Annotated in this window: 10 protein-coding genes; 6 read left to right on the top strand and 4 right to left on the bottom strand. The window is 29.9% G+C overall.

Going from position 1 to position 12075, the window contains the following annotated elements; genetic code table 11:
* Together ACIQ56_RS08585 and ACIQ56_RS08580 are read right to left on the bottom strand one after the other, a co-directional pair.
* Positions 1-458 (bottom strand): NAD(P)/FAD-dependent oxidoreductase (locus tag ACIQ56_RS08585; protein WP_397600660.1); only part of this gene is annotated, 458 nt, incomplete at its 3' end.
* A 34-nt stretch (positions 459-492) separates the two neighbouring features.
* A complete protein-coding gene (locus ACIQ56_RS08580) occupies positions 493-1800 on the bottom strand; it encodes a pyridoxal-phosphate dependent enzyme (RefSeq protein WP_397600659.1) in 1308 nt (435 codons plus the stop codon).
* A gap of 153 nt (positions 1801-1953) precedes the next feature.
* Here ACIQ56_RS08580 and ACIQ56_RS08575 point away from each other — a divergent pair, with 153 nt between their 5' ends.
* The 6 genes from ACIQ56_RS08575 to kdsA are packed head-to-tail and all read left to right on the top strand — an operon-like array spanning position 1954 to position 9487.
* Entirely contained in the window at positions 1954-2811 is an 858-nt protein-coding gene (locus ACIQ56_RS08575; protein WP_397600658.1) for a hypothetical protein, read from the top strand.
* Between the two features lies 1 nt (position 2812).
* Entirely contained in the window at positions 2813-5440 is a 2628-nt protein-coding gene (locus ACIQ56_RS08570; protein ID WP_397600657.1) for a hypothetical protein, read from the top strand.
* Positions 5437-7461 carry a hypothetical protein gene (locus ACIQ56_RS08565; RefSeq protein ID WP_397600656.1) on the top strand — a complete coding sequence of 675 codons (2025 nt, stop codon included), beginning with the start codon at positions 5437-5439 and terminating at the stop codon, positions 7459-7461. Before ACIQ56_RS08570 ends, ACIQ56_RS08565 begins: the two co-directional genes overlap by 4 nt.
* Before the next feature lie 26 nt (positions 7462-7487).
* Positions 7488-7919: a hypothetical protein gene (locus ACIQ56_RS08560; protein ID WP_397600655.1), complete on the top strand. Its 432-nt coding sequence runs from the start codon at positions 7488-7490 to the stop codon at positions 7917-7919.
* A 15-nt stretch (positions 7920-7934) separates the two neighbouring features.
* On the top strand, positions 7935-8642 hold the full coding sequence (locus tag ACIQ56_RS08555) for a hypothetical protein (protein ID WP_397600654.1): 708 nt from the start codon (positions 7935-7937) through the stop codon (positions 8640-8642).
* Positions 8642-9487: a 3-deoxy-8-phosphooctulonate synthase gene (gene kdsA / locus ACIQ56_RS08550; protein WP_397600653.1), complete on the top strand. Its 846-nt coding sequence runs from the start codon at positions 8642-8644 to the stop codon at positions 9485-9487. The genes ACIQ56_RS08555 and kdsA overlap by 1 nt, the downstream gene beginning before the upstream one ends.
* Here the strand turns inward: kdsA and ACIQ56_RS08545 are convergent.
* Both ACIQ56_RS08545 and ACIQ56_RS08540 read right to left on the bottom strand, forming a co-directional pair.
* Positions 9484-11097 carry an SGNH/GDSL hydrolase family protein gene (locus tag ACIQ56_RS08545; protein WP_397600652.1) on the bottom strand — a complete coding sequence of 538 codons (1614 nt, stop codon included), beginning with the start codon at positions 11095-11097 and terminating at the stop codon, positions 9484-9486. The genes kdsA and ACIQ56_RS08545 overlap by 4 nt on opposite strands.
* A 358-nt stretch (positions 11098-11455) precedes the next feature.
* On the bottom strand, positions 11456-11968 hold the full coding sequence (locus ACIQ56_RS08540) for a hypothetical protein (protein WP_397600651.1): 513 nt from the start codon (positions 11966-11968) through the stop codon (positions 11456-11458).
* Positions 11969-12075 lie beyond the last annotated feature (107 nt).

Raw genomic sequence — 12075 nt, 5'->3', positions numbered from 1 at the left:
GTATCTAAAGTATGCACTCCATAAGACACTCCTTTTCCTTCGAATTCTCGAATATTTTTAATATCAAGACGTCTTGGAATATGAGCACCCATTCCTAAACAAAGCATCACTGTTTTTGTATGCATAACTGTGCCATTGCGAGTTTCTACACATAAAATATTATTTCTATTTTTACGAATAAGAACAACTTCTTCATTTAAACTGCTTGGAATATTATAAGGTACACTTTGTGCAAAAAGATTTTTATATAAATCTTTACCCCGTATCGCAGGAATCCCTGTGATATCATATACCCATTTTTCAGGGTAAATTGCAGTAAGCTGGCCGCCAAGCTCATGCCTTCTATCCACTAGCCTTACAGTCATATCACGCAATCCTGCGTAATAAGCCCCAAAGAGACCCACTGGACCGCCACCAACAATTATGGTGTCATAACATTCAAGAAATCCGCCACTCACAACAATTCCTCCTAAATCATTTAACAAAACAGATTCAATGTCTCATTCTTGGCTTGAAACCCGCTTCTTCAAGTTTTTCAAGTAAAGAATATTGATGTTCCGAATTTCTCGTTTCCAAAGATAACTCAACATCAACATCACCAACACTTACTTCGCTGTAAGTGCGATCGTGAATAAGATCAAGCACATTTCCTTCAAGAGATGCAATACATTCTAAAAGCTTTTTCAAGCCTCCTGGCCTATCACTCACGCAGACACTAACACGAAGAACACGTCCTGTAATATTTAATCCTCGTGTTATCACCCTAGTCATAAGTTGAGGATCAATATTTCCTCCACTTACACAGGCAATCACTTTTTTTCCTTCATAAAAGTCGGGTCTCTTTAAAATATCCGCAATAGCAGCGGCTCCCGCTCCTTCCGCTATCACTCTTTCTTGTTCAAATAACCCTAAAATGGCTTTTACTATGTAGTCATCGGTAACTAGAGATAAATTTTCAACATAGCGTGTCATATAATTATAATTTAAATTGCCTATCAAACCTACGGCAATGCCATCTGCAATCGTGGAATGAACTGGTTTTTTTATTGCCGTTTGTTTTTTATTATGAAAACTCTTTACAGCAGAATCATAATATTCTTGTTCAACACCAATAATATTTCCTTTTGACTCTGCTTTAAAAACAAGAGAAGCTCCTGCTGCAAGCCCACCACCACCAACACTGCATACAAAATAATCCACTTCTCCAAATGGCTCATTCGTTATATTTGAAAGTTGAACAAGAGATTCATATGCACATGTAGATTGCCCAATAATGATATCGTAATTATTGTAAGCATGAATAAAATGTGCATTTTCTTTATTTGCAAAAGCGACAGCGGCTTCAGAAGCTTCCTCTAAATTGTCACCTTCTAAGTATAAAGTTGCTCCTAGTTTTTCAGTTGCATCCCTTTTCACAAGAGGAGCTGTTTTTGGTAAAAAGATATGAGCTTCACAGCCTAAATGTTTTGCCCCAAACGCAATACCTTGCGCATGATTTCCAGCAGAAGCAGCACAAACTTTTATATTACTGTTACCTTTATTTTTTTGCATAACATTATAAATTGCATATAACGCACCACGAACTTTAAAAGAGCCATTCGGATTTAAGGATTCCAGTTTTATCCAAATATCGCCACCTGTTAATTCACTTAACCAAACCGAACGCCTTAACGGACTTGGCTGTAAATACTTACTAATAACGGAATGATAAGCTAATTTAATTTCTTCCATCAATTCCTTTGGATTTTCAAAGGTTTTTCCTTCAACTAAATTTAAAAGTTTTAACAGTTCTGGGGACATTGGGTTTCACCTTTCCACTTCAAAAAAAGCAAAAATTTAATAGAATCCTTTTAATCAAAATTGTCCTATCTTCAAAATCTCTGTTAACATAATATTTGCAGGAGAGATAATAAATTTGCCATTGGGCTAATTGAAAAAAAGGCAAAAATGAAAATGAAATTTGAAAGCATATGTAATGTTTTTCCTAAAGAAGAAAAATATTGGCCGTGCCTCCATCCCTCCAAAGCTCTTCCCTTTTTTATTCGGACTTATTTAAGGCAACAATTTGGTGGAATTTTTGCCGCAAATGATCTTTATAAAAAAAATACGCCAACAAGATTAGGTATTGCTACAAAACCATTTGAAATTGGAGATCCTATCTCAACAATTTCTATGAATCATTTTATCAAAACCCAAGAATTGATCACCAAAATTGATTATGGAGCTGGCAGACAAAAAGTGATTGTTGTTTTCCACAGCTATTCGAATATGACTTATCAATCCGAATATAGCTCCATAAACAAAGGGCAACTTGCCAATGGATTGGTCGCCATTATTGAAGAAGCGCATAGCGGTTTATCACATTCATTTCATGTTCTTAACGTAACAGCGAAAGACCTCTTTGAAGGTTGCAAATATATAGGAAAAGAATTTCATAACGCTGACTATGCCTATATTATTAGTGATTTATTATTTGATACAGAAGATAATTATGCCGCAGCTAATAAAGCACTTGAAATTATAAATTTTTTTAATTTAAAAAAAGCAATTTTTTTAATTACACGAGATCCTTTAGAATATCCAAATGAAGATGAAGAAATTGAAGAATTAATTCCTTGGGAAAAAAACATATATGAAAATAAAAAAACCCACTTTAGTGGAAATGAATACAAAAAAAATATTGAAGAACAATTCAATTTTTTATCACAAAAATTACTTGAAAAAAATCATTTAGCAAAAATAGTTCATTCTAAAGAAACGCTAATAAGCTTTATTGATTTTATTTTAATAGATATTTTTAGGAAAAAATAAAATGTTTCCCATTTTACTGTCTTGCTTAGTATCTTTAATTACAATTTTTATTCTTTTTTTTCAAGTTCAAAACATAAATCCAAGAAAAATTCCTTCTTGGTTTTTTGGAAAAGAAAATAAAAAAACAATTAAAAATAAAATATTATTTAATAGGCCTCCATTAATCCCATTAATTTTAATTATATTAGCCACAATTGCTTTTGCAATTAGTTATTATCCCCAAAAAGAAGCAAAAGGAATTTTACCATTAAATAAGTCTGCATTAATATGGATAGATCCATCTTTACAAGCAAAACTTTCACGCGAAAATTCAAATTTTAATCCTCAAAGAGAAGCGGATAAAATTTCTGATCTTGGATATATAAATTTTGGGTTAGAAAGCTTTTTTAAAATTCAAAATGGAAGACCGAAAATTGAATATAAAATAATAGAATTAAAGTCTAATAATGATATATATGAATTTTTAAAAGAACAAAATAACCAACCCATTTCACCATTTACTCAATCAATTTTAAGCGACGAAGTTTCAAAAATTTTAAATAATAATGAAAATTTTCATGATAAAAAAAATACAATAATAGCATTTTCTGATGGCTATTCAGAATCTATTCAAGGTATTTATTCTTTAAAAAAGTTTTTTGATAACGGAATTTTGTTTAAATATAAAGCTTTTGATTACAGTGTAAAACATCAAAAAGAAATCGTCCCCACCGATCTTTTTTCTCTTTGGGGTGAAAAAACAGATTCTAAAAATTCTTTTACATCTTTTAATTCTTATAAATCTATCATACCAGAAGAAGCAAGACCCCACTTTTTTATAACTTCTTACCATGTAAACACGGATAATTTTCAAGTTTTAATTACAAAAAATAATAAAAAACAACTTCCTCTTTTTATAGGCTGCTCAAATCGTTTTCCTAGCCCAATCGAGTTAGATTCCTTTTCTAATTTAAGAACATTAGTAAGTTTTTTTGGAAATGATTTTATAGAAAAAAATTGTGAAAAAGAAAAAAACAGTTTTGAACATAATTTTAATAAAAATATATGGAAATATAGAAACTCAACAGTATGGATAGTACAATTAAATGATCAAATTTTATCTACTATGAATGACGATCTTACATTTTGGGTTCCGGAAGGATTTGATCCTAATTATGACACATTAGTATACACAGCGGGAAATAATTCTACATTACAAACAAATGAAGAAAATAGAGCAGAAAAAATTGCTGTGCAACTCGATTCAGGTTCTTTCCCATTAACACTATTATTAATTCCTCCACCACCAGGTGCAGAGTTAGGAGTTAAATTCCCAGATGATAATCGCACTTATAAAGGAGTATTTAAACCATTTTTAAATACAAGTAATGGCACTACATTAGCTTGGAAAGCAAGCTCATTGCCCTTTTTTTATTTAAGAACTTCGACTGCAACGCCAAATGGTGAGTTGGGAAGATCAAGAACATGGACTCATTTTTGGTTTGAAGTTGCAAATAATATAAAAGAATCAAATCTTTCATATACAAAAATCAATCTAGATGATGTCTCAAGACTAAATGATAAATTAGAAGAAGCAGAAATAAATGCAAATGATAAATTTACAGAATTTTTAAATTTAGATACTTTAAATTTTTCAGAAACAAAAAATCTTTCTCTTGGTTTATACAAATTAGAAAATAAAAACCGATGGATTTTATTTAACTCATTAAGAGAAGGAAAAAATAGTATTTATATTTCACCAGAAGATTTTAACCAAGCTTTTTCAAATTCAACAATATCTACAAAAAATCAAATTCAGAAAAATTTTGGCGAATCTATTTTACCTCTTATTGCAGCCATATTGGGAAGTTTCATTTTATTATTACTATGGAAAAAAAATAAAAAAAATATTACTTATCCCATACTATTTCTCCTTATTTCCTATCAAAATAAACCTTTATTTGCTCAATCAAAACTAGAAAATTTTAATCTACCCTTTTTCACAAATAATAAAGTATCGACTCAAAATATTGAACAAGAAAATATTCCTTTCCGCATAGCTTGGTGTGGGAAAGAAATTCCAGCTGTTATTGAAAAAAATTATTCTGACTTACGTAATATAATTATGAAAAGAGGAACAATAGTCTTTCCTAAAAAACTAAAAACAAATAATTGTACACCTGGAGAGGCTGAAATTTGGTGGACAAATGATTTTCGTGAATTAAATATTAAAAATTTACATAATCATATTTCTAATGGTGGTATATTTATATTAGAAGGAACTAAAGAAATACCTCCTCAATTTTTTGAATTAAATGATCAAAGTATTGGTATTGAATGGGAATCTCCTAAAAAAAGAGGAATGTTTTACCGAAGTTTTTATTTATTAAATAGCTTAGATGGCTGTATCAATGACTCATCAAAAACGCTCATTTTAAAAAAGAAAATAAATGCCCAAGCTCCTTACGGGTTAGTTACTAGTGCTCATTTTTTATCAAATGGAGAAGATTGTTTTAAAAATAATAATGACTTCAAAATACGTAGTTTTATAAATATCATGTATTCTTTTTTAACTACAGATTATAAGGAAGATCAAATTCAATTGCCTGAAATCTTAAACCGCATACGTAACCTTGGGTTAGAGCCATGAAAAAAACTTTTGTCTATTTATTAAGAGGAATTATAATACTTTCATTATTTATTCCGATAGTAATTCCATTTATCTATGTTAAAGACAGTGATGAAAATAATTCCTATTTAAATATTTTAATACCACAAGATACTCAGTTTAAGATAGAAGATAAAATTAACATTGAGAATATTATTAATAAAAATTTTGGAAGTAACATAACAATAAATTATCAAAATTATGGTTTAAATGAAAGTATACCATCACAAGATTATGATGATTTACTAGGGCATCTTTCAAAAGCTAAAGGGGTTTCTGTAATTTTATCAAAAAGCGCTTTTTTTGGAGAAGACGCAAAAATATTTACAAATAAATTAAAAGAAACAATTTTATATAAAGAAAATAAAATTTATTTTCTTCCCATTCAGCAAGTATTAAAAGATAAAAAAAATGAGGAAGACTATTTAGCTTTATCAGATATATTTATTCCTAAAATAAGTTTTTTAGGAGAAGAAAGTATTGCTTCTGTAAATATTATTGGAAAAGTTAAATCACATTCTGAAATTCAAGCAGAAATTGTAATTCATTCTGGCGACTCATTTTTAAACTCAAAAACATTTCATTTTAAGGTTCCTAAAAATGGACTTGTAAATACAACGGTAGATATTCCAATAAATTTTACCAAAACGGGAAATCAAGTTATTTCGGCAGATATTACATCGAGCTTAACAAACCCTCCTTTAAATTCGGCAAGCACAACTGTTCAAGTTGTTTATTCGAAGACAACGTTATTGCATATTAGTGTCGGACCCGATTGGAGTTTAAGAACGTTAAGACAGAAATTAAAATTTTGGCCAAATTTAGATTTATTAAGTTATTATATATTAAGAGAAACAAATAGCGATCAAAGTATACCAAATTCACAATTATCTTTAATTGAATTTCCAGCAGACAAATTATTTGGAGTAAGTTTACAAAATTTTCATGGAATCATTGCTCAAAATTTTTTATTTGATACTTATCTTGGCGAAAGAGAATCTGAAAATTTAATTCATTATGTTAAAAATGGGGGGCGACTTGTTATTCAAGGCGGTCCCTTATCTTTTTTAAGTGAAAATAGCTCAATAAAATCGATATTTCCTTGTGAAAATAAACCCAAATGGGATTATGAAAACCTATATCATTGGACTGCAAATGATACAAATTTTATTAGCAATCATAACTTTTATTCTAGTCTTTCTAATATCGTAACACACTACACAGCCATCAATTGCAAACCTAAAAAAGAAGCTATTATTTTAGCTAAAACAAAAGAAGGCGATCATCCTATTTTGCTAGCTATGCCAGCTGAAAAAGGCATTGTTCTCTCTTTTTTAGCTGGAGATTGGCTATACGGGTATACTCAAGAAAAAATTCAAAATACGGCTGAAGTTGCTCTAAGAATGAAAGACTCAGACAGTAGTGAATACGTTTTTAATTGGATGGTCGAATTTTTACAGAGAAGACAAGATAGTGGAATAAGAGCCCCAGATATCGCGGGCCCCCGTATTTATGCAGACGATAGCACTTTAAGAGTGAAAAGCAGAGGAGGGATACAAATAGATAAATCTGTTACATTAGCAACCGATTCTAAAAAATTTTTAAAAGCAAATACGTTTATTTTAAATCATTTAGATAAAGAAATGATCAAATTACAAAACCCAATGAATTCAATTATAAATATTCAAAATAAAAATAAAATAAACAGCACTTCTGTGAGTTTAGCCCTCGGATTAGAGGATAAAGACTCCGAAATCCTAAAATTTGGAACTTGGCCTATTTTTCCATCCAATGCAAAATCTCAAGAAAACAAAGAAAATCCATTTTTATTTGAAGGAATACCTGAATTATCGGAAATAAATGCCGATCTACCTAAAGATGTTTATGTCGTTTCCAAAAAAGTACCCTTAATTGTTGCGTACCCTTGGATCTTGGCATTTGCTCTTTTGTTATTAGGAATTGAGCAGTTTTTGGCTCGTATTTTATGGAGAAAGTATTTTTGATATGCTTAGCTATAAAAAGGTGATATATGCATCCTAAAATTCCTAAGCGTCGTGAACCCAGATATGAGACGGCGATAGTGGCTGAGATTTTTACGAATAGATGGAACCCGTTAATATCTAAAAGGGTTGTTGTACTTAATCTCTCTTGGAAAGGCTTTAAGCTCGAATTTATTGCAAAAGACAAATTAAATATTAAAACAGGCAAATCCTTATCCTTAAGACTGCCAATTGATCAGTTTAATATTTCAAATGTAAAATATTTAAAAATTGATATTGTAGTCAAATGGTGTGATAAAGAATTGAAAAGAATTGGTGGGGTACTTATTCACCCTAAAGGTGAAAAAGCCATTATTCTTGGAAATCTCATTCAAAAACTTGCTTTATTAAAACAAACAGAAGATGACTTAAGTGAAGGAAGCCAAAAACAACTCGATAGAGATAATGAAGTAGCTTCCTAAAACAGGAGGCTTTTTATGTCATTTTTTAAAAATAAAAAAAATTTTATTCTTGAAATTCAATCAAAATCACGAAATGAAATTACAGAAACATTGGAAAACGTCTTTCCCGTTTATAATTTCTCAGAATGGAAAATATTTACATCTGAAGACTCTATAAAATTAAACGTTTTAAAAAACAAAGAATCTTTTTTATTTGAGCTTAAAAGTAAATCAAAAAAACCTTTTGGAATGATTGTAAGCTCTCCTAAAGAAATTGAAATTGCTTCTAAATATGCTGACTTTCTATATATTCCGGGAGAAATATGCAGGCAAAGCGATATTTTGGAGAACGCAGCAAATACAAAATTACCCTTATTTGTTGAGCGCGGATCATTTTTAGCTCCGAATGACATATCACGAATAATAGATAAATTAGGGGTTGCCGATGTTGCTATTGTTGATTGCGGTTCTGCAAATGGATACTCGGACTCCGTTTTAGACCCCCGCGTTCTTCACACGCTACAAAATTCTGGAAAACCATTTGGTGTTAACTTAAGTGATCTGTTAAGTCCTGAAGGCGCAAAATACACCCACCGGCCTCATTGGTTGATGAACCATGATTTTATTAGCGCTTTTATTAATACAGGCAATGCTTTTGGTGCCTTATTTTTTGTTATTAAATGTTATGGTTATGGAAATATTTCCATAAATAATATTATTCATAAAATCCCAAGGAATAACTAATGTCATTAAAAAATAATAATCAATTCCCAGGAAATTGGGATGGAAAAATTACAGATAACATTACTTTATCAAGAAAAAAACCTGTCATTATTGCAGGTCCTTGCATGCTTGAATCCATTTCTTTAGGTCTTGAAGTTGGAAGTTTTTTAAAAAATAAATGCGAAAAATTAAACCTTCCTTTTGTTTTTAAAAGTAGCTATGATAAAGCAAATAGAACAAGCGCATCTAGTGTTCGAGGTCCAGGATTAAATACTGGTCTTGAATGGTTAAAACAAATTAAAAAAGAGCTTAATGTACCAATTTTAACTGATGTTCATTCCAGTGAACAAGCTTTAGAAGCTGGTAATATTGTGGATATCTTACAAATTCCAGCATTTCTTTGTAAACAAAGAGAGCTTCTTATTGCTGCAGCTTCAACAAATAAAGTTGTGCAAATTAAAAAAGGACAATGGGTTTCTGCTGAAGAAATGATTGAAATAGCTCATTTTATCGAAAAATGTGGCAATTCAAAAATAATCCTTGTCGAACGTGGCACCTGTTTTGGTTATAATAATCTTGTTGTCGACTTTAGAAACCTTATTGATATGAATAAAGAAGGCCATGCTGTTATATTTGATGCCACACACTCTGTACAACTCCCAGGCGCTTCAAATGGAAAATCATCGGGTCTTCGCCATATGGTTCACCCGCTCACAAGAGCAGCCATAGCAATCGGAGTAGAAGGAATTTTTATGGAAGTTCATAAAGAACCCTCATGCGCGTTATCCGATGCAGACACTCAACTCACGATGGAAATGGCAGATACCATTCTTGAAGACATTGCAAAAATGATAAATGAATCTTAATTTAATTTTGATAGACAATAATTTTTATAACTATCTAAATTTTCCAACTTTGTATTAATAAGAAAATCATCATTTAATTGCTTTTCTAAAGCGTAAGACACCCAGCAATGCGCGTATGAAGAAGGATGCGGTGAATTCCAAAATAGAGCTAATTTTGTTCTTTTTCCATTTTCATCGACACAAGAGTTATTTTTATTAGCAAAAATATTTGTTTCTTTACCTATTTGTGTCAATGCTGCTTTATAATAACCACCATTATAACAAAAATCCTGAATATAATTTATTTTAGAACCAGGAACTTTATATTTGGTATCCATTTTAGAAAAACCATAATCATAAGAAGAATCATCTAAAATATTTTTATTATTCATGAGTTTTTCAAAATCAGAAGCGATATCTAATGTTTTGATATTAATTTTATTTCCTAGATTATCTTTTAATAATTTTAAAGAAGTATCTAAATAAAAATTATATTTTTGAATTGCTTCTGTCATTTTTAACGAAAATTCATTTTTATTTTTCACATCATCTGAATATTTATTATAATTTGATGTTACGATAGCTGGAGTTTTTCCAATATCAGGTAGATTTATAATCATAAAATGATTAGCACCAATATTATTTAACATTTTTATTTGATTTATAATATTATCTTCGGCTCTTTTATATATATAATTCACCCCACCAACGGAATCTGGATTATCAAAAATTGCATGTGCAGGTTGATTATTTTCAAATTTTTCTAAAAAATCATTTGCTCCAATCCACAATACAAAAAGAGTTTCTGCTGTATTTGTTAATTTTTGATTCGTACTATAATAGGAGTCATTTGTTAAATAAGAATTCATGTAAGAATTTACATAATACTTTGAGCTACCTGTAAATAAATTTCTTGCCGCTGTTACAAATGATGTTGGAATATTATTTGCAAAAGCATCGTTTGTTCCGTCCGTTTTTGCACCACCATAAGCAAAATTAAGAACCGGTAAATGTGTTCTTTCCGTCAGATAATCATTCCAAACATAACCATCTGTAAAACGTCCATTCCAGAATGGAAAAAAGGGCATAATTTTAGCCCATCTCTTTAAATTTCCAGGGTCGGAAAGGCTATCTCCAAATAATACAATTTGTTTTATTTTTGAATTAGGCTGTTCTGCTTTAGCAAATTGAATGGGATATTCATAACCATCAAAATCAGATGTAGAAGCTTTAAACTCATATAGTTTAAAAGATGAATTTATCTTTTGAATTGCAAAATTACATTTTGAAACAATATCAGCATAGGAATATTTTTCCTCTAAAAAAAAGCCATCCTGAATTTTTCCTGTTAACTTTGTCCAACCTGAAATAATTGAGTCTCCATTTACAGCCCATGCATAGTTTTTTCTTGCACCAAAAGTTAGAACTTCTATACTTGGATACATTAAATTTGGATTGTCATTATCTAAACCTTTTTTTGTATCGTAATAATAACAAGCAATATAATATCCCGAATTTGAAAATTTCATTTTTGGATAAATAGATTCACTTGCAAAAAGAGAATTTGAAAATAATAAACCTGAAATACATAAAAACGAATTTTTGAGAAACAAAGATGACGAATGCGACATACAATCTCTCCACTAAATAATATTGTTAAAATGTTTAAAAAAAATACAATATTTATAATGGCCAGTCAAACAATTAATTTATTTAATTTTGTAAAAATGAATTAAATAATAAAAAATATAAACCGAATAATATTCTTATCAGTCATGTATAAAAGTTATAATAAATAATACAAATAAATCCATATTCCTCTAAAATAATACAATTCTTAATTAATTTAGAATTTTAATTGAGATAAATTAATTTACAAATTTAAAAAAAAAAGAGATGTCACAATTTTGTCTTGTCAATATTTTGACTGAAAAATAAAAAAAAATGCTCCATTAATTTAATGGAGCAACCCCGTCTAAAGTTTTTTAATTAGTAAAAAATAACGTTATAGGATTCTGCTGAAGTACTCTTAGCACAATATTTCACTAAGTCAGAATTTTTAATAAAAATATCTAGAGCTTTTGCTGCATTATTTTTAAGATCATTTGCAAATATTGGATTTACAATTGCTGGAGTTCCTGAATTTACTTTTGTAGAAGTTACAACAATATTTTTACAGTTACCATTTGCAATTGTTGCTTTAATTGTTGCATCAGTCTCATAAGCACCAATTAAAGGGACATTAATTACTTTAAAACCAACATGATCTACATTAATTGCTACTAATTTACGATCACTGTTTAGATCAAAAGTACCAGCAACAGTAATTGGTGCATTTTGATCTACGGTTCCGCGTTTAAATGTATCAATCATTTCTTTAATAATTTTATTTTGACTTTCTTTACTTACAACAGTACTTAAATTGAAAGTATCAGCATAAGCTGAGCTTGATAATGCAGATAATACTAAAAGAGCACACTTTAATTTGGTAGGTAGAGACATGACTTTTATTTCCTTTCAAATAAAGTAATTCATTGCCATGAAACCCCTGCAGAACCGGACTTGTAGTTTTCCCACATCCGGCTCCCAGAGATGATATTCATTGCGTA

Source organism: Silvanigrella sp., assembly GCF_044369315.1.
Taxonomy (GTDB): domain Bacteria; phylum Bdellovibrionota_B; class Oligoflexia; order Silvanigrellales; family Silvanigrellaceae; genus Silvanigrella.
The sequence above is the reverse complement of the archived record's forward strand: the minus strand, read 5'-3'. Positions and strand labels throughout refer to the sequence as shown.